The 19,340-nt window shown below is 56.3% G+C and carries 16 protein-coding genes; 6 read left to right on the forward strand and 10 right to left on the reverse strand.

Annotated features, from left to right (window positions below; genetic code table 11):
* Positions 1-79 precede the first annotated feature (79 nt).
* The 4 genes from ACQY5P_RS05995 to ACQY5P_RS06010 are packed head-to-tail and all read right to left on the reverse strand — an operon-like array spanning position 80 to position 6,935.
* Entirely contained in the window at positions 80-1,441 is a 1,362-nt protein-coding gene (locus ACQY5P_RS05995; protein WP_104831463.1) for a TolC family outer membrane protein, read from the reverse strand.
* Positions 1,386-2,699, reverse strand: a complete 1,314-nt coding sequence (locus ACQY5P_RS06000; protein WP_428409884.1) for a hypothetical protein — start codon at positions 2,697-2,699, stop codon at positions 1,386-1,388. The genes ACQY5P_RS05995 and ACQY5P_RS06000 overlap by 56 nt, the downstream gene beginning before the upstream one ends.
* A complete protein-coding gene (locus ACQY5P_RS06005; protein WP_207764901.1) occupies positions 2,686-5,796 on the reverse strand; it encodes an efflux RND transporter permease subunit in 3,111 nt (1,036 codons plus the stop codon). Before ACQY5P_RS06005 ends, ACQY5P_RS06000 begins: the two co-directional genes overlap by 14 nt.
* The gene (locus tag ACQY5P_RS06010; protein WP_104831465.1) at positions 5,796-6,935 is read right to left on the reverse strand and encodes an efflux RND transporter periplasmic adaptor subunit; all 1,140 of its coding nucleotides are present in this window, start codon (positions 6,933-6,935) and stop codon (positions 5,796-5,798) included. Before ACQY5P_RS06010 ends, ACQY5P_RS06005 begins: the two co-directional genes overlap by 1 nt.
* Positions 6,936-7,035: 100 nt before the next feature.
* Here ACQY5P_RS06010 and ACQY5P_RS06015 point away from each other — a divergent pair, with 100 nt between their 5' ends.
* From ACQY5P_RS06015 to ACQY5P_RS06030, 4 genes are all read left to right on the forward strand, one after another.
* Positions 7,036-7,563 (forward strand): MarR family winged helix-turn-helix transcriptional regulator, encoded by a 528-nt coding sequence (locus ACQY5P_RS06015; RefSeq protein WP_104831466.1) that lies wholly within the window; start codon positions 7,036-7,038, stop codon positions 7,561-7,563.
* Positions 7,560-8,063, forward strand: coding sequence for a PaaI family thioesterase (locus tag ACQY5P_RS06020; RefSeq protein ID WP_104831467.1), 504 nt, complete (start codon positions 7,560-7,562; stop codon positions 8,061-8,063). The genes ACQY5P_RS06015 and ACQY5P_RS06020 overlap by 4 nt, the downstream gene beginning before the upstream one ends.
* Positions 8,060-8,518, forward strand: coding sequence for a PaaI family thioesterase (locus ACQY5P_RS06025; protein ID WP_104831468.1), 459 nt, complete (start codon positions 8,060-8,062; stop codon positions 8,516-8,518). The genes ACQY5P_RS06020 and ACQY5P_RS06025 overlap by 4 nt, the downstream gene beginning before the upstream one ends.
* An 825-nt stretch (positions 8,519-9,343) precedes the next feature.
* Positions 9,344-10,000 carry a TetR/AcrR family transcriptional regulator gene (locus tag ACQY5P_RS06030; RefSeq protein ID WP_165793804.1) on the forward strand — a complete coding sequence of 219 codons (657 nt, stop codon included), beginning with the start codon at positions 9,344-9,346 and terminating at the stop codon, positions 9,998-10,000.
* A 51-nt stretch (positions 10,001-10,051) separates the two neighbouring features.
* On the opposite strand, the gene ACQY5P_RS06035 is transcribed toward ACQY5P_RS06030, so the two are convergent.
* The 6 genes from ACQY5P_RS06035 to ACQY5P_RS06060 all read right to left on the reverse strand — a co-directional run bounded on the left by ACQY5P_RS06035 (position 10,052) and on the right by ACQY5P_RS06060 (position 16,399).
* A complete protein-coding gene (locus ACQY5P_RS06035; RefSeq protein ID WP_104831470.1) occupies positions 10,052-10,429 on the reverse strand; it encodes a carboxymuconolactone decarboxylase family protein in 378 nt (125 codons plus the stop codon).
* A gap of 14 nt (positions 10,430-10,443) precedes the next feature.
* Positions 10,444-11,370, reverse strand: a complete 927-nt coding sequence (locus tag ACQY5P_RS06040; RefSeq protein WP_133162369.1) for a fumarylacetoacetate hydrolase family protein — start codon at positions 11,368-11,370, stop codon at positions 10,444-10,446.
* Between the two features lie 46 nt (positions 11,371-11,416).
* The gene (locus ACQY5P_RS06045; RefSeq protein ID WP_104831472.1) at positions 11,417-11,971 is read right to left on the reverse strand and encodes a VOC family protein; all 555 of its coding nucleotides are present in this window, start codon (positions 11,969-11,971) and stop codon (positions 11,417-11,419) included.
* Between the two features lie 17 nt (positions 11,972-11,988).
* Positions 11,989-14,262 (reverse strand): TonB-dependent receptor, encoded by a 2,274-nt coding sequence (locus tag ACQY5P_RS06050; protein ID WP_165793806.1) that lies wholly within the window; start codon positions 14,260-14,262, stop codon positions 11,989-11,991.
* Positions 14,263-14,353: 91 nt separating this feature from the next.
* The gene (locus tag ACQY5P_RS06055) at positions 14,354-15,202 is read right to left on the reverse strand and encodes an SMP-30/gluconolactonase/LRE family protein (RefSeq protein ID WP_104831474.1); all 849 of its coding nucleotides are present in this window, start codon (positions 15,200-15,202) and stop codon (positions 14,354-14,356) included.
* Between the two features lie 21 nt (positions 15,203-15,223).
* Positions 15,224-16,399: an acyl-CoA dehydrogenase family protein gene (locus tag ACQY5P_RS06060; protein WP_104831475.1), complete on the reverse strand. Its 1,176-nt coding sequence runs from the start codon at positions 16,397-16,399 to the stop codon at positions 15,224-15,226.
* A gap of 144 nt (positions 16,400-16,543) precedes the next feature.
* Here ACQY5P_RS06060 and ACQY5P_RS06065 point away from each other — a divergent pair, with 144 nt between their 5' ends.
* Together ACQY5P_RS06065 and ACQY5P_RS06070 are read left to right on the forward strand one after the other, a co-directional pair.
* On the forward strand, positions 16,544-17,242 hold the full coding sequence (locus ACQY5P_RS06065) for a flavin reductase family protein (RefSeq protein WP_165793808.1): 699 nt from the start codon (positions 16,544-16,546) through the stop codon (positions 17,240-17,242).
* 152 nt (positions 17,243-17,394) lie between these two features.
* A complete protein-coding gene (locus ACQY5P_RS06070; protein ID WP_165793809.1) occupies positions 17,395-19,059 on the forward strand; it encodes an arylsulfatase in 1,665 nt (554 codons plus the stop codon).
* Positions 19,060-19,340 lie beyond the last annotated feature (281 nt).

The raw sequence follows: 19,340 nt of genomic DNA on the forward strand, positions 1-19,340 counted from the left end.
CCGACTCTTGCCCATAAAGCGCATAATGCGAACTGTTAAATGTCAAAATAGCCAGTTTCGTGCGCAATGAAGCGCCTCCTTATTCTTGAAGGTGAATCGCACCGATTGATGCTAGTAGCTCATAAGTCGTAGCCCGCGCATCGCGTTCTGCGTTCGCCAACGCCACTTGCGCGTCAAGATATTCTTGTTCAGCATCGAGCACGTCCAACGTAGTGCGCACACCGACCTCGGCTTCGCGCCGTACGCCGTCAAGGGCCAGCGCGTTGGCCCGCACTTGCGTTCGCGATGACACAATGTTCGCGCGTGCGGCCGTAAGTCGCTGCCAGCCAATCGTCACGCGCGCATCAACCTGCCGTTCGGCCACGGTGATGCGGCGGCGGTCTGCACTATTGATTGCGCGCGCCTCCCGCACGCGCGAAAGGCGAAGGCCGCCAAGAAAGATCGGCGCGGTCACGCGGACGCCATAAGCGAAACGTTCATCCTGTTCGATGAATGACGACGGCTCCTCGGCATATTGATATTCCGCCCGCAGGGACACTGTCGGCGAAAACGCGCCTTTTGCGATAGCGACGCCTCGGCGTGACGCTTCTTCCCGCATTTGCGCCTGCGCGATGACAGGCGAGAGCTCCCGCGCAATGGCCTTTGCCTCATCGAGCGTGGCCGGCGTATCAGGCATGCCCGGCGCCTCCTCAAGACTCCCGGGCATTTGCCCGATGATTTCAGCAAATGCAGCGCGGCTGATTGCGAGCAGCGCCTGCGCGTTGGTCATCCGGGCTCGCGCCTGCGCGAGGCGCGCTTCGCTTTGCGCAACATCTGTTTTTGTGACTTCGCCGATTTCAAAACGAAACGCGATCTCTTCGAATTGCTTAATTAAAACCTGAACGTTGTTTTCTGTTGCCCTGTAAACGACCATGTCGCGTACGACGTCGAAATATGCCGCCGCCGCACGGTTAAGTACGTCCTGCTCGACAAGGGAAAGCTGAGCGCCGCCGGCTTTCGCGCGCGCCTTCGCTTGCCGGATGGCGTTGACGTTGCGCAATCCCGCAAAGATTTGCTGCTCGCCCTGCACTTGTGCGGTCGCCGTAGTCAGATCGAAATTGCGATCCTCCGCCCCGGCGCCGAAAACTTCGCTGCTGATTGACTGGGTATTATCGACCTCCTCATAACCGGCGCCAGCCGTTATCTGCGGAAGGCCGCGTGCGCGCGCCTGGGCGACGCCTTCACGCGTTGCGTTAAGCTGCGCGCGTTCTGCAGCGATTTCCGGATTCGCGGCGAAGGCCAGCAACAGGGCCTCCTCCAGGGTTTCGGCACTCGCAACGCCGTTCACTATCAACAAAAGTATCGACAAAGAGACAGATGTGAACATTCGTATTGCAGATATCATATCAATACCCGCCCATTGGCTCGGAGATCTTTTCATCTTTCGCACCAGGGCGATCATCCTGCGTTCGGCGAAGGGCGTTTGCGAGGGCTTTGCGATAGGACTGCAGGCGATGAGGAAATGGATTGTCCCATTTGATTGTAACTGGTGTCCGCGCTGCAATATCAGGTTCCTCGCCTCGAGGAATAGACACCATCTTGCCAAAATGATTGCCTTCAACACAATTTATAGACGGTCCTCCTGGGCGCCAAAGATTGGGTACAGGATCGCCTTCCTTGATGATTGAGTACGTAAGATCAGTTAAACCGTGAACCGTGTAGACATCTATAGGATTGACGGCGCCGCCACTGACCCGATTGCAGCCTTCATCCCGTGGATAAAGTGCAAGGGGCGGCGAATAAAGATAGGCCGCTCTAACACGAAACGGCCAATTGCGTTCCGGCGCCGCGACAGCCCAGCCGCCTGCAGGCTCTCGGATCCACGTCATGCCGTTGAATGCGCCAAGCGCGCTTTGCGCAACGCCCGCGCCAAGACTATGTCCGGCGACAACGAGTTCAATTGGATCAGAACGTGTTGGATCGGCAACATCATATGTGCAGATAAAGCCGGCGAGCGAAACTGTCTTCCGGTCCGGAGCCCTATCCGATTTGGCTGACTGACTGCATTCTTCCTCAAGCTCCGCAAGCGATTTTGCCTGTAAGAAAAAACCGTCGTTTATCAAATTTGCGATACCTTCGCGAAAACCGCCGTGCCCGCGAGGAATATATGGTTGTCCTGCGACCGGCTGATCTTCGGCGGCGCCAGCTTTCAGGCTTTGCAGAAGGTCACCAGGCCCCGCCGCCGCATCTACCCCGGGAAAATACACTATAATGCGATGAGAACTGGGCTTTGAAAGAAGATAAACGCTCGGAAACGTAGTTAACGATGAAAATCGGGGACGAAGATAAGCGGCATTATAGGAAAGCGCGCCGAAATCGCTTAGCGCAGCCTGGATTTTCTCTTCCTCCTCGCCTTCCATGGAATCGCAATAAGCAATCTCGCCAATCACGGCTGAGACAGTCATTTCTGCAAAAATTTTTTCGATTGCATTATCTGGATCGCGTCTGGTCTGCTCAACGACAGCCAAAGCATCGCGGCCCGCGAGCAAGATTTCGTTATCGACGCAATTAGCACTTCGACTTTCCTGAATGCGGACGGCGTCAAGCGGAGGCGCCCAATAGTGTTGATCCGTCGCGCACGCCGAAACCAGAATCCCGAGCAAGGCAAACACCGCCGCTCTTACCATCGACGCGCAACCACTCACTTTAAACATTTGCATGCTCTCGTGCCCCTCGTCTGCGATAGAACTTAGTAACTACCTGCGAAATAAGTTGCTTGACGTCGCCCGGAACCATATAGGCGGCCGGCACGACGAGCAGGGTCAGGATTGTCGATGATGAAAGTCCGCCGATGATCAGATAACCGAGTGCGTTTCTCCATTCCGCGCCGTCGGATCCTGAAAGCGCAACCGGGATCATGCCGAATATGGCGGCGAACGCCGTCATCAGCACCGGCCGCAATCGCTCCGGGCAGGCCTTGAGGATCGCCTCGCGCGCCGGCGCGCCTTCCTCGCGTAGCTGGTTTGCGCGATCTACGAGCAGAATGCCGTTTTTCATGACGATCCCCATCAGCGCGATGAGGCCGATCTGCGCGAACAGCGACATTTCCTGCCCGCCGAAATAAAGCATGGCGAAGGCGCCGGAAAACGACAGCGGCGCCGTCAGCATGATGACGACCGGCTGCACGAAAGAATTGAACTGGCTTGCAAGTACGATATAGAGCGCGACCATCGCCAATCCGAAGGCGAAAATGATCGCTGAAATCGACTCATTCATCCGCCGCACAGATCCCTCATAGCTTATCTGCATGGTCGCAGGCGGGGGGTATTCCGCGATGATCATCTCAAGCGCTTCCGTTGCCGTCCCAAGCGCAACGTTTGAGGCGGTGTTGGCGAGGATCGAGATTTTGCGCGCCCGGTCCTGACGGTCGATTTGCGACGGCCCGCTGGCGAAGCGCATGGTCGCGACACTGGCGAGATCGATCAACTGACCAGACTCGCTTCTTATCTGGATGAGCTGCAACTGGTCCCGATTCTGCCGCTGGGACTCCTCAAGGCGTACGCGCACGTCATAACGCCTGCCGCCTTCTTCATAAGTTCCGGCGTCAACGCCGCCGATCACCGTGCGCGCCGTCGTGGCCAAGTTGCGTGCGGAAACGCCGAGATCGCCGGCGCGCGTGCGGTTGAAATCGATCAGCAGTTCCGGCCGGCCCTCTTCGAAACTCGAACGCAAATCTGAGTAAAGGTTTGTCTCTCGCATTCTCGCCATGATGGCTTTGACATATGCGTCGATTTCCGGGATCGAGTCGCCGCGAATGACGAGTTCGATATCGCCGGTGGAAACCCCGCCGCCGGAAATCCACGGCACTTCGGCCACGGTGATTTCGCTCGCCTCGGGAACGGCCTCGCGAAGCGCACGCCGCGCTTCATCCATGACCTCGAACTGACCGATCCGCCGCTCTTGTTTCGGTGTAATCGACGCATAGAGGTCGATGACATTCGCTTTTCCCTGGCTACCCGCCCCGGCGGTCAGAAAAATGTTCTTCACATGCTCAACGCCGCGCAACGCTTCATTCGTCGCTGCAATCGCTTTTTTCGATTCAGCGATTCCCGATCCAAGCGGCAATTCGATCGCCCCCAGAAATTCGCTGCGATCGGCTTTTGAGGTGAAACCGCTCGGTACGCGCGAGGCGAAAAAACCGCCGATAAAAAGCGAGCCGATCGCGGCGGCCAGCGCAAGATAGCGCCAGCGGACGACAACGCCGACGATAGCGCTGTATGCGCGGTCCAGGCGCCGATGAAACTTTTCGATCGGGCGCAGAAGGGCCGGATGCGATTCCGGCTTCAGGAAGCGCGACGCCAGCATAGGCGTCAATGTCAGCGCTACGAGCAAGGACACAGAGACGGCGAAGACGATCGCAAGGCCGTATTGAAGGAAAAATCGCCCGACAATGCCTTCCATGAACGCGATCGGCACGAAGACGGCGAGCGTCGCAAAGGTGCCGGCGAGCACCGCGAGCGCCACGCGCGCGGTTCCCTGTCGTGCAGCAACTTCCCGCTCGATCCCGGCGTCAATATCGCGTTGCACGCTCTCAACGACGACGATGGCGTCATCGACAAGCAAGCCTATGGTCACCGTCAGCGCCAGCAATGTCAGCATGTTGATGGTGAAATCGAAGACCTCGAAGGCGAAGAACGCCGAGATCAGGGATGTCGGAATGGCGATGGCGACCATCAGCGTGGCGCGCCAGCTTAAGAGAAAGAAAAAGGTGACGATGACGACGAGAACGATCGCGATCTCGAGTTCGCGGGTGACATCCTCAACCGACGATTCGATGAACCGACTCACATCGCGCGCGACAACAAGTTCATATCCATCGGGGGCGCCCGCCTGCAGTCGCTCGACCTCGGCATGAACGGCCTCGGCGACTTCGAGCGTATTGCGGCCGGACTGGCGGCGGACTTCTAGCGAAACGCCGGGCCTTCCATTGAATTGCGCATAGCTGCGTTCGTCCTCCAGCCCGTCCTCGACTCGCGCGACATCGCCGATCCGCGTAGGCGCGCCGCTCTCGCGATAAGCGACCACGAGATCGGCGAACTCCTGCGGAGTCTTCGCCTCCGACACCGTCTTGGCCCCGAATTCGCGCGCGCCGCCGCCGATCTCAAAGCGCCCGCCGGGCACTTCTGCGTGCTCAGATCTGACCGCATGGACAACGTCGTCGGCCGTCACGCCGAATGCGCGCATCTTGTCTGCGTTCAGCCAAATGCGGATTTCGCGGAGACGACCGCCGACGATAGTGACCGACCCGACACCTGGCAGGCGCTGAACCGCTTCCTTGACGATTTCATCCGCATAGGTCGTGATTTCGCCGATTGACGCGTCTGCGGCGATCATGATGGACATGATCGGCGCGGCGTCAGGATCGACTTTCTCAATGACCGGCGGATCGATGTCTTCGGGCAAGTCGCGGCGAGCGATATTGACCTTATCGCGCACGTCCTGCGCCTTCACATCGACATTTTCTTCGAGTTCGAACTCGATAAAAACCTGCGAGAGGCCATCCGCACTTGTCGAACGCAGTTGCTTGATCCCGGAAATCGTATTGACGCTTTCCTCGATCACGTCGGAAACTTCCGTTTCCATCGTGTCGGGACTCGCGCCCTCAAGCGTGGTCGTCACCGCGACATACGGAAACTCGACATCCGGAAAGAGATCAACGCCAAGCCGGCCCATCGAAATCCAGCCGAGCACGACCAATGCGCCGATCATCATCACGGCGAGAACCGGGCGCTTGATGGATAGATCGACGAGCCACATCACACGGACTCGGGCGCAACGGGATCGCCGGCGGCGACGGGCTCGCCGTTCGGGACAATGACGTCATCGTCCGCGTCGAGGCCCTCGAGCACGGCGAATGTTCCGTCGGGACGCTCCTTCGCGACGACGCGCCGCATTTCAGCGCGGCCATCCAGCGAAACCAGAACATAAGCGCCCGACTGGTCCTGAAAAACCGCTTTTGCCGGGACTGACAATACCGGCTTTTCATCGGTGAATATTTCAGCGCGGGCGAACTGGCCTGATTTCAGCGCGTAATCCGAGTTGTCGATCGGCAGGCGCAACTCAACCGTACGGGCGCCGACATCGAGCATATCATTCAATACTAAAACGTATGATTCCCGCGGCTCCGGTTGCGTCTCAACGTAGACGAGCGCTTTTTGTTCAAGCTTCAGCGAACTCAAATGTTGTTCGGGTGCATAAACGACCGCGACGACAATGTGGTTTTCCTGAATTTGCAGAACCGAGCTTTCAACGCCTCCGCGGAAGACATTCGACAGATATACGCCTTCATCGTTGAAGCGCCGCGTGATGACGCCGTCGTAGGGCGCCCTGACAGTGGTGTCCTCAAGGTTCTTGCGTGCGGTTTTAAGCTCGGCTTCGCGTTTTTCCGCTTCCGCCGCAGCGACATCCAACGCCGTCCTGGCGTCGTCGAGGCGTGATTGAGAAGAATAACCTTCTTCTTTCAGCTTTCGAACCCTGTCGAACGCTTGACGGGCGTTGCGCAGGTTCGCTTTCGCAAGCGTAAGATTCGCCTCTGCTTCATCGACTTCTCTTTCATAACGCGACGGCCGCGTCCGAAAGAGGGGATCGCCTTTGGCAACCCTGTCGCCGACATTGACAAAGATCGTTTCGACAACGCCTTCGACAAGCGGGCCGATATTGCTTGTTTGCTTTGAACCGATCGAACCTGTCGCGACGACCGTTTCACGCGTCGTCGCGGATTTCGGCTTGACGATTTTTACGGACTTGGCAGGTGCCGGCGCTTCCGTTAACGAACCTTGCGACGGCTCAACGCCCCCGCCGTCGACCGAATCGCAGCCGGCGAGCGTAACGATTGCGGCCGCGAAAGCCGCCACGCCGATCCGCCAACCGGGCAGAAATTTTACAACCGCACGCATTATCAGGCCCTACTCTCGGCTGTCTGACATTTTTGCTATACTACCACTTAATAACTTAGTATATATTAAGCGTGGCAATCACAAGGCGCGGGTGCGAAGAATGAACAGGTGGGACAACAGGCTTGAACGCAATCCAGGTTATTTAGTTCACGACGTAGCGCGCCTGCTCCGGCGCGAATTTGATCGCCGGGTCAAACACTTAGGACTCACGCGGGCGCAATGGTTTGTTTTGGCGCACCTTTACCGAAATGATGGGCGGACGCAGCGGGCGCTCGCAGATGAGCTCGATATGGAGCCGGCGCCGCTCGGAAGGCTTATTGACCGGCTGGAAGAAAGCGGCTGGGTTCGCCGTGCGCCATCGGCAGCCGATCGGCGCGCAAATCTTGTTCATCTGACAGACAAGATTATACCTCTAATTGAGGAGATGCGCGCGGCGGCGAACAATCTCTATAAAGACGCCTTCAAGGGAATGTCGAACAAGAACGTTGAGGACTTCGTCGAGGCGCTCACTATCGCAAAATCCAACCTTAATGATCTCAGCGCCGAGCCGGTCGGGTATGCTTCCGACAGCGTCGATGAGCTGAATCGCGTCCAGCGCAAAGCCTCCAAAAATAAATCACAGTCATGAGCAGCCAGCAGAGTGAAATGTCGTTTAATGACGGAGGCGGTATGCCGCCTTGGGCGGAGGTGATGAAGTCGTTCTTCTCCGGGGACCATCAATTGTTCGCGGCATTACGGATGGAACCGAATAAAGTCGACAAAGACGGGGTTTCGGTTTTCGCGACAATACCGGATTTTTTCGCGTATAAGGATGGAGAAAGCAGCGCGCACCCGGGCGCTTATACAATCATTCTTGACACGGTATTCGGATTTTCAATTTTTGCAAAAATTCAACAGCCAAAAGCAATTGCTACGATCAATCTGAAGACGGACTATCTCCGCCCCATTGAAATCGGTACAAAGATTATATGCAGCGCCGAATGTCACGACGTCAGCGGTAAAATCGCCCGGACGCGAGGAGATATCCTTGATTATGATGGGAGACCTCTAGCGAGTGCGACTGGCGCTTTCATGATCGCCAGCGGTGGGCCGGACTTTGCACGGCTCGGGAAAAGGCAACCGGCATGACGCAATTTGCGAACTCGCCGCTTCGCCACTGGCTCCGGTTTGATGTCGAGGAAACCGAAAACGGCGCCCTTTATTCAATTTCACCGGATGACGCTCACATCGGCAATCCGCTGATCAAAGCGCTCCATGGCGGGGTTGTGTCGACTTTTCTGGAACTTGCCGCACTGCATGAATTGCGGCGCGCCCTTGGTTCCGATCCAGCGGGCGAGGCGATCAACATCAATGTGGACTATCTGAAATCCGTCAGGCTTTCGCCGCTCTTCGCCAGAGCGCACATTGCAAAAGCCGGGCGCCGGCTCGCCTTTATCGATTGCATCGTATGGCAAGACAACGAGGACTCACCCGCCGCGAAAGCGGCATGTTCATTTTTGCTACATAATCGGCGCTGCGTCCTCCCTGGTGCACGCCTAACTAGCCCCGAGGAGGCCGCTCCTCGGGGCATTTTTCGGAATTGAACCTGTATGATCGCTGGGATTAGTTGCACACACATTTCACAAAGAACGGAGTTAGCGCCTAACTCCTCCCTGATTTTGATGAGGCGTATGGCGCGCCACTGGGTAAAACGGATTCGCGGCCGCGAGGCGCGTCAATATGTGGTAGCGCGCTTTCCATTGCTTGATAGCCCAAGCGCAGGCTACGCAGTTCTCCTTCATGTCGGGAGCTTTCCTAACAGAAACGGGGCCTATGCATAATCGACAATTCCTGGGAATGGGCATCAGATATTCATGATCAATAAGCAAATAGAAATATCGCGCAGCATCTTAGCAAGAGCGGATATTTTCCGTATCTTGAGCATATCTGTGCGCAGCCACCCCTAAGCCCTGCAAGTTTAGAATAAGGTTTTCAGTGCGGACCATATAGGGTTGCGCGTAGTGATCAATTAGCGGCGCGAGCAATGTTGAAGCATTCTTGTCAGGCCCGATAGAATATTTTGCAGGGACAGCCTCTTGCAGAGACTATGACGCGCCATATGACTGAGGGCTCGCGTCCGGATGCGTTCAACTTCTTCCGCCGAAGCTTGACGCCACCGGCGAGACCTCGACCGCCTGTTTTTGCCCGAGCACGCCATTGACCAAGAGCGCAACACTACAATTGCTGAAGCGGGATTTTGCCACATGAAGCGGCAAATCGACGTTATGGCTAAAAAATTGCCGCTTCCTCTTATTCGACGTCTACGGTAGTCGCCCAAGATGCCGCCGGCAATCAGGTTGCGGAAAAGAGCCATACCCGCAACCATTCCAACCTTCGCATTGCTCGTGAACTATCCTAGAATTGTATACTTGAAGACGGCGCAAGCCATGATAGGTCGGGAAAAAACGAAAGGTCAGCCGATGAATACCAAAATCTCCCCGCGCGCGGCGCGAATGCGGGAGCGCATATTGGCTGCCGCTTTGGCCGAATTCGCCGCAAAAGGATATGATGGCGCAACCATTCGCAACATCGCCGCTGCAAGCGGAGCCAAGCATCCGATCATCGACTATCACTTCGGCAATAAGGAAGGACTGTGGGATGCTGTCATAGAGCACTGCGTTGGCGAACTCGCAAAGCGCATTGAGAGTATTTCCAAAAAAGCGGACAGCCGCTCCGTTCTCAAGGAAATCGTCAGGACGTTTTTTGAATATGATATGGAGAACAAAGCGTTCCACCGCTTCATGATCCAGGCGAGCGCGCGCATGAGTCTGAAGGGCAGGAAGGCGATCAAGAAACATGTCGCGCCAATCATCGAGCTGCAGTCGAAGTGCATCAAAGACTGTCAAAACAGCGGCCAGCTTCCCAAAGGCGATCCTATCTTATTTTCTTATATGCTGATCGGCGTATCGGCCGTTCTTTCTAGCCTGACTTCAGAAATAGAATTTGTCGCAAAGAAAAAAGTCGATTCCTCTAAGACTAGGCAAGAATACTGGAAAATTATTGAGGGTGTGTTTTTTGACAATTAGCGAGCGTCGGCCGCATGCCGGACAGAAGCGGCGTCGTCAGGGTGGTTTCTATCAGAGGCCGGTCTGTTCAATGACCTTGCGCGCAACTTTCTGTCCTTCGAGTGCTGCAGGAATGCCGCAATAACCTGCTACGTGGATAAAAACCTCTTTGATTTCCTCCTTTGTGAGCCCGTTGCGCAAGGCGACGCCGACATGAAGCTCCAATTCTGGCAGCCGGCCCATGCATGTCAGCATCCCGAGATTGAGCAGGCTGCGTTGTTTGCGTGTAAGGCCATCGCGTCCCCAGATGCGTCCCCATCCACATTCGGTGATATATTCCTGAAAATCCCGGTCGAAATCGTTCGCTTCATCGAGCGCCTTGCGAACATAGTCCTCGCCAAGCAATTCTTCCCGGATTTTCCGCCCTTTTTTGAAAGTATCGCTGTCCATCTTTGCGCCTCCAGTCACCGGTGCGCCGAAACGCCGCCGGGCGGTGTGCCCTCCTTGATCATTCGCCGGATGCGGGCTGGCATTTCGTCGTCAATCCGTTTCGGCCAGCGCCGTTTCAGCGGATCTTTCACCTTGACGACGAGCCGGCCGACTTGCTCGATTTCGACCGTGACAGTCTCGCCGTCCTGAATCGGGCCTATGCCCTGATGGTTCGTCCCTGTGAAAACCAGATCGCCCGGAAGCAACGGCGTTACGGCGCTAATATATGCAATGCACTCCCGGATACGATGCCCCATATCGCTTGTCGAGAAATCGTGCCGGGGTTGATCGTCGACCCACAACCGAATACGCAGATTCTGCGGGTCGTCAATTTCCTCGGCTGTGACGATCCAAGGGCCGATCGGCGCAAAGGTATCGTGCGACTTGTTGAATAGCGACTGCTGCAAAACCGGAAACCGCCCCGACACATCAATGCCGACGGTATAACCAAACACGTAATCCAGAGCGTCTTGCGGCGTTACATTCCTGCATTCGCGCCCAATTACAAGCACCAACTCAGGCTCATGATGAAACACTCTCGCATCCACGTCCGGCAGCTCAACTGTGCCGCCGGGACCAAGGATCGATTCAGGCGACTTGAAGAAGGACCAAATGGGCAAAGGCGGTCCATCTGTCCCTTCGAGATAGTTGGCGCCCATCGCAATAATCTTGCCTGGTCTTGGAACCGGCGCTTGAAGACGCGCCTCCGACAATGGCCGTCCCGTTCCGCTTTTTTCAAGCTCTTCGAGAGGGGCTTGAAGCGCGCCGAAATCCTTGATGACCGCCTCAACGAGCTCCTGATTTGTCTTCGCCTTGTAGGACGCCACCAACACCGACGCGTCGATGACTAAATCATCGCGAACAATTCCCAATCCCTGACCTTCAACCAGTGCTAATTTCATGCGGTCTTCCGTATATTTCAAATCAAGAGTTTCAGCCTCGCTTCAGTCAGGCGGCGCCCATTCGCTTGCGCATCTCCGCCTCGCGCTCCGCCGCCAGCATGTAGCCTGGAATGTCTTTAACTCTGCGCGCCGTAATCGCGACGATTTCGTCATCCGACTGTTCAAGATCAAGTTCAAGACGACAGGGTTGCGGTACATGCCACGGCGACTTCGCGTATACTTCAATGACGTTTTCTTCAGGATCATTGAAATAGATCGACCATGCATTGCCATGATCCATTCTGTCGAGCGTTTCTATTCCTTCTCTATCAAGACGTCGGAGAACCTCCTTCAGTCCGCCGAGAGACCTGACCCGGAATGAGACCTGATTGATTGCGCCGGGCCGCGCAGTTTCCGGCCTTCCGCTCGCCAGGACGAGTTGATGATGCAGTTCCGGATCGGAACTCATGAAAACGATATCGGCGTTGCTGCGCGACATCTGTCCCTGATCCGTTACGTGCAACCCCATAACCCGCGAATAAAAGCCGACCATTGATTTCAGGTCATAGACGTTCAATCCAACATGTTCGAGCATTGGAGGATCATTGCTCGCTTCAATCATGTGATACGCTCCTCCCGTTAGAAATTGACCCGCACGTCGCCGCCAAATATCGGCACGCCGTCATTTTGGAGGCACTTGATCGATCCAGTATTAGATCGTAACTCCTGAATATTGTCGCAATAGGTTTGACCCGTCAGGTTCTTTCCCCAAAGTCCAAAATCAAGATTGCCCACGACATATGACAGTCTCGCATTCAGAATTGTCCGCTGGTCCTCGTTGAACTCAGGCTTATTCTCGATGTCGTAGGATTGGTCGCCGACATAAGCGGCGTCGATTTGCGCCGCGAGTACCGCGGAATTCGATAATTCCCATTCTTTCCTTACGAGTCCGTTGACCGTCCAATGCGGAGAATATGGAAGCGTGTTGCCTTCGCTGATGGTCGGCAGGCTAGTCGCGTCTTTGACCTCCGAATCTAGCCAGCCCACCGCGCCCTGGAATACCAAGCCGTCTTGAGGTTCGAATTGAAGTTCAAGCTCAGCGCCCCAGCTCGCCGCCTTGGGAATATTCAGCAGAAGCGGCAGAATCTGACCGCCTTCCAGAAGCACGCTGAAAATCTGCATGTCTTTCCAGTCGTTGTAAAAGACGGAGGCGTTTGCGAGCAGCTGCCCGCCGAACGATCTCGTTTTCAAACCACCCTCATAGGTGAGCAGAGTTTCCTCATCGACCTGCCGCGCGGCCTGACCGATAATCGCCTGCAACGCCGCTGTGCTGAAGCCGCCGGTCTTGAAACCCCGTGATACGCTGGCAAAAAGCATCGCGTCGTCATTCACGTCATAAGCAATTGCAAACCGCCCACCCCATTCATTCCAGTCGCCCGACAATGGCGTGCTGGTGACCAACCTGATCGGATCAGTTTCAACTTCCGCTTCACCGAGGAAAGTGCCGATTGGAAACAAGGCCCCGCGTCCGATCAACGTGTCATTGAACCCGTCCTTTTCCTCCCAAGAATAGCGACCGCCGACTGTGATGGTCAATTTGTCCGCCACGTCCCAGTCCGCCTGACCGTAAACGGATATCGCAGCATCGTCCTGGTCGATGATCGTCGTTGGCACCAGCGTGAAAGCCGCCGCCGGCGAACCCGGCAGCGCACCGCCGATCGGCGGCGGCGCGCCTGTCGTTCTCGCCGCCGTGACCCATTTCGCCTTTTCGTTGAAGTAAAGCCCCCCGACAATCCAGCGAAACGCCTTGTCGCCGGGCGACGTCAGCCTGACCTCCTGGCTCCACTGGTCCGCGTCAGCCGATTGATGCAGCTCAAAGAACGCGTGTGGCCCGCCGTCGACATCATTACTGCGGCGCAGCTTATTGTCTTCATAGGCGGTGATGGCGGTGATGTTGGCGAATCCGAGATCCCAGTTGATGTTGAAGAAGCCGCCATACGAATCAATATCGTTCCGCGCGTTTGGCATGTTCGCGAACACCTCGAGCGCGTCACCCGTGTCAACAAATCCTCCCGCGTCGGCGCAAGGTTGGCCCAAGCCCCAGTCTCCAGGCGGCAAAGCGCAAGGCATGGTCGGATCGCCTGGATCGCGCGTGCCAATGGTTTTCACGGCGTGATTGCTGCCCCGGTTTAGGCCGAAATGTCCGTTCAGGAGAACTTCGAGCCGATCTGAGGGTCGCCATAACAACTGTGCGCGAGCGGCGTATTTTTTCTTGTCGAAACCGTCAACGCCAAGGAATTTGTTTTCCTGAATATCATCGCGAATGTTCGCCATGCCGGCGATGCGCAGCGCCGCTGTGTCCGAAAGAGGCAAGTTCAGCGCGCTTTCCACATCGAACTGAGAATATCGCCCGGCGGTGAAGCGGCCGAAGCCGGAGGTTCCACCCTCAAGCGACGGCTTGGCGGAAATGTAGCTGACCGCGCCGCCCGTCGTGTTTCTTCCGAATAATGTGTTCTGCGGCCCGCGCAGCACTTCAATTCGTTCCAGATCGAAAAGTGGAAACGACCATGAAACCGGCGAGTTCAGCGTAACCTCGTCGGCGTAAACGCCAATGGCCGTGTTCGAGTTGACGTGAAAGTTCGAGTCGCCAACGCCGCGAATATAGAAATTAAACTGCGAGTCTCCTGCGGCGACATTGGTTGAGGCGTTAGGAATGAGCGCAAACACCTCAGTCGACGATGTGACGCCGCGCCGTGCGATTTCGTTCGCAGTAAAAGCCTGCATCGTGATCGGCACAGATTGAATATCCTCCGCGCGCTTTTGCGCCGTGACAATAATGACGTCATCGATGTCATCGGCCGAAATGGCGGTTGTCGACATGACTAGGGAGATCAGCCCGGCTCCCGCCATCATCCTTCTCTTATTCCTCATAATTCCCTCCCGATGTGTTTCCTAAAATTCGCGGCACCGTCGGGGAAACACCACCCCGCGGCGGCTCATCGTTTTACGGCAGCCCCGCTCCTGGAATTTCGAGAGGCGCTGCATCGATACGGGCGCGCGACCGTCCGCTCAGAATCTCTGCAGGACTTGACAGCGTCGCCATCATGTAAAGCGTCTTTCTATCTGCTCCACCCGTCGCACATGCAGCGGCGAACGGGGCGTCGCTATCGATCCGATGCGTAATTTCCCCGCCCTCCAGGATGCGGACGAATTCGCCGGTTTCGGATGACGCCACCCAGACCGCTCCTTGTTCGTCGAGACAGATGCCATCCGGCGTTCTCTCACCGAGATCGGCGAAGACGCGCCGCCGCGACAGGGAGCCGCTCGGATCGATGTCGAAAGCCGTCAGCCGATGCGCGAATGTCTCCGCCACGATCAATGTGCATCCATCGGGCGTAATCGCCATGCCGTTCGGGAAAATCAAATCGTCAGCAACCGTTCTCGGCCGACCGTTTTCCACGAAAACGAGATTAGTCGGATGGGGATCGAGCCCCTCAAAGAGGTTGCAGCCCGTATTCCCGACATAAGCGCGGCCCCTAGCGTCGATCACCATGTCGTTAAGGCTCTTGCCGGCGCAAAGCGCCGACAGGTCGGCATAAGGCTCAACGCGCGTCCCGTCGTAAGACCTGAGTTCGCAGGACTTCATCGAAACGAAAACCAATCGACCGTCCGGAAGCCAGCCGAGCCCGGACGGCGCTTCGGTCTCAAGGACCGTTTCCACGGCTCCCGCTTCATTCATGCGTACGATCCGCCCGCCAAACATGTCGGACGCCCAAAGACATCCATCGCGCCAACGCGGGGATTCGCCGAAAACGAGGGCGTCAGCGATCGTATGACAAGATATGGGCTTCATCGCGACTCTCGACAGCCGGCGTCAATCAAGTACGCCGAAGATATTCCATTTCGCGTCCTGATTGACGCGCCCCTCAAGCACCTGTCCGCAGGCCTGGACGATCTGGTCGGACAGCAAAATGTGCTGCGTGCCGGCGTGAATGTCTCTGAAACAGCGCTGCAACCGGCTTTTGCGTAAGCTGACGCCGCCACCGTTGATGTGAGCGAATACGGCGTTTTCAGAGATCACGTCGTGAATATGGCGCATCGCAAGACGGATAAGAGCAATTTGTTCAAGCGATGCGGGACGGTCTTTCAGCAATACCTCACTCAAATCGTCCCATGCCTCATAGCAGAACGCCCTTGCAGCCCGGTATTTCGCCTCGGCATGCGCGTATTTCTCCTTGAAACTCGCCGAATCGCCGATGACGCCGAAAGGATTAGCTTTGGTGCGCGCGACTTCGGCAAGCTCATCCAGAGTTCGCCGACCGACGCCGATGGCCCAGGCTGTATGTCCGAAGGAGGTGAACCCGATCAACCCGAGAGAATACTGGTTACCGCCGCGAACCGGATCCGTCGCCGCGTACTCGTAGCACATGTCGTCCGGCACGAAGAGATCCTTCGCCGTATAGTCGTAGCTTCCAGTGCCTCGCAGACCCAGAACGTCCCAATTGTGCCCGAGCTCCATATGCTCTCGGTCGAAATGAGCGAGAATGACAACCGGCGTGCCGTCATCGTATCGTTCCGGCTCACCGTTTTTCATGACAGTGCAGCCGGAATGCACTATCTCCGCATGATAGATGCCGCTGCCATAGCTCCAATTTCCTTCAATGACGAAGCCGCCGTCAGCACGACGGGCGAGGCCGCGGGGCACGCCCTGTCCCGCGACTATTCGATTCGGACCCTTTCCGTAAATCTTTTCCGCCCCGCCATCGGGTATGTAGGCGCCAACCGTACTGCCAGCGACGCCGGCGACCATTGTGCACCAGCCCGCTGATGCATCGGCGTAAGCGACATCCTCAACAACGCGGATCGCATCGGAGAAGGTTATTTGCGCGCCGCCGAGATCCTTTGGCAAGAGCATCGTATACAAACCGGCATCCTGCAGCGCCTTTACGGTGGCATCCGTCAAGTGCGTGAGGCGTTCGGCTTCGTCAGCCTCCGCTTCGATCAAAGGCTGCAACTTTTTCGCCGCGGCTTTTAACTCTGTGTATCCCATGCTCGCCCTGTACCTTGCCAATGGTGGTTTTTCGCGCTATCTGATTTCTACCATTTGGTCAGTCTGACCATTTGGTAGCCCTTTGTCAATTGGCGCCGCGGGAAGATTTATGGCGGTTCGGTGCGGCAAAAGAAGGAAATGCGAATGTTCAGTTGCGAAATATCTGAGAGTTCGGGCGGCCGGACGGAATTGGGCGCTGCAAACGCGCGCATGGCTTTCGCGAATTTTTGTGCGCCGCACACTGCCCATGCCAGGGCGCCCGCCGCCTGGCAACGAAAGGACCGCCTCACGGAAATATCCGGGCCCCGCGCCGCGCAACAACCTGATCTTCGACCGCATCAAGTCGAACTGATTTGCATGGACGATCTGAAAACAGCCTTGCGCAGCTTCGCAAAAAGCGTGACGGTCATTTCTTGCGCGCATTCAGGAGAGCGTTTTGCAATGACCGCCACCGCAGTCTCGGAGGTTTGCCTCGAACCGCCCACCATGCTGGTCTGCATAAACAAGTCGGCTTCAATCGCCGCGCCGCTTATCGATGAGAGTCGATTTGCGATCAATGTGCTCGACAGATCCCAGCAGCAGATTTCGGAGGATTGTAGCGGGCGAAGGTCAGGCGATGATCGGTTCGCAGATCAAGATTGGACGAGCGATCACCTCGATACACCTTATCTCCAGAACTCGCAGGCCACCATCTTTTGCCGCGTTGCGAGAACACTGGAATACGGCACGCATTTTGTCGTTTTTGGCGAGGTTCAGGGAGTGCGCGCCAATGACCGACCGACTCCTTTGATTTATATTGACCGACGGTATCTTGACGCCTCTTTGGATACGACCGTTCCATGATGGGGCGGACCGGAGCCTCCGCGACTGATAATAGGCAAGAGGGAAGCGCTTCGTCCCTGCTGTTTTGGATATTGGCACTCTTGTTCGCCGCAACCCTGTCCGGGTGCGACCGCGACCCAAAACACGTGACCAGGCCCGGACCCCCGAATTTCTTGATCATTCTCGCAGATGACCTCGGCTATTCAGACCTGGCGCCCTACGGCGGAGAGATAGAGACGCCCAATATCGCCGCCCTGGCGCGGGACGGAATTCTTTTCACCGATTTTTATGCCTCGCCGTCCTGCTCGCCGACGCGCGCCATGTTGTTGTCCGGCGCCGACAATCATGTTGCCGGACTCGGCAATATGGCGTCCATGATGGTGATCGACCAAGATACGCGCCTGGGGCTACCGGGATTTGAAGGGTACTTGAACAGTAGCGTGGCGAGCATATCGGAGATCCTGAGCGCCAACGGCTATCACACCTACATGGCGGGCAAATGGCATCTTGGCTTCGACGCTGAGTACGGTCCGAAGGCGCGCGGGTTCAAGCGTTCATTTACGCTGCTGCCGGGCGGCGCGGGCCATCTTGGAAACCAGTCCCTTTACGATCCGCGCAAAAGTTCTACCTATCTTGAGGATGGAAACCCGGTAGAATTGCCGACCGACTTTTATTCAACTCGCTTCTACACAGAAAAACTTATCGAGTACATTGACGAAAATGTCGGCGACAAAAAGCCTTTCTTCGCTTATCTCGCCTACACCGCGCCGCATTGGCCGCTCCAGGCGCCAAAATCGTCAATCGCAAGGTTTAAAGGAAAATATGATGCCGGGTATGATGAAATTAGGGCGCAGCGCGTAAAACAAATGCGCCGCTTGGGATTGATTGACGTCATGCATGAGGCGTCACCGAGGCCGGCGTCTATCCCCTCATGGGATTCGCTTTCTCCCGATGAGCAAAAACGCCAGGCGCGGCTGATGGAAGTCTATGCCGCGATGATCGCCGACATTGATCGCTATATCGGACGCATTGTGGGCCACCTGAAGAAAATCGGCGAATACGATAACACGGTCATCATCATTCTGTCGGACAACGGGCCCGAAGCCGGAATGTTCGAAACCTACTGGCCTGAACTCTTTTCATCCATCGATGGATGTTGCGACCAGAGCTTTGACGCCATCGGTTCGGCGCAATCCTATGTTTGGAACACGCCTGGCTGGGCATGGGTCAGCGGCACGCCGTTTTCGGGGGTAAAAGGGGAAACTCGAGAAGGCGGTGTTCGGGTGCCGGCGATCCTCTCCTACGCGGGGGCGCCACGCCAAGCGTGGCTTGAGCGACGTCCCAGCTCAGTTCTCGATATTGCCCCGACAGTTCTCGAACTTTCAAAGATCGCTCACCCGGCGCCGGAATTCGCCGGACGAAGCATCGCTGCGCTCGCTGGACGATCCTTCGCTGATCTTCTAGCTGATGAATCACCCGCTTCGGAAGAAAAAGCGGGTGATGCGGATCGCGCCATAGGCTGGGAGCTTATGGGTTGGCGGGCGCTTCGCCGCGGAAACTGGAAACTTCTATGGGATCCCTATGATCAATCGGACGGATGGCGGTTGTACAACCTCAAAGCGGATCCGAACGAAGCTTTCGATCTGTCTGAGGTTCGACCGGAGGAATTATCGCAAATGATTGACGCTTGGAAAACATATGTTGCACAAAACAATGTTATTCTATGGCACGACGTCTCGGAAAACGAGGCTACTGCGGCTGACCTCGAAAGTCGCGGGGACGGGCAGCCAATTAATGAAAACGCTCCCACGCGGGCGCACAGGCGCTTGCCCCGGTGACGGCTCGTGGCACGTTTAGCAATCCGTCACGCGCGGGATCGCCTCCGCACGAATCAGGTGGTGTTTAGACCACTTAGCGTTTGAAAACGGTATACTAGGCGATATGGCTCTCTCGAGGAACTTCACTCACGACTGAGCGCTTTTTTTTGAACATAATGCTAACTTGGCGCAAAGGATTGGACGCCAAAGCAACAATATTCGAACGAGCAGTTTGCATTTGCGCAATGTTAGGCAAAACGGGCACGCCAGTCGTGGATTTCTGTGGAAAGATAGGGATTGCC

The sequence above is a fragment of the Hyphococcus sp. genome (assembly GCF_965267305.1).
GTDB lineage: Bacteria > Pseudomonadota > Alphaproteobacteria > Caulobacterales > Parvularculaceae > Hyphococcus.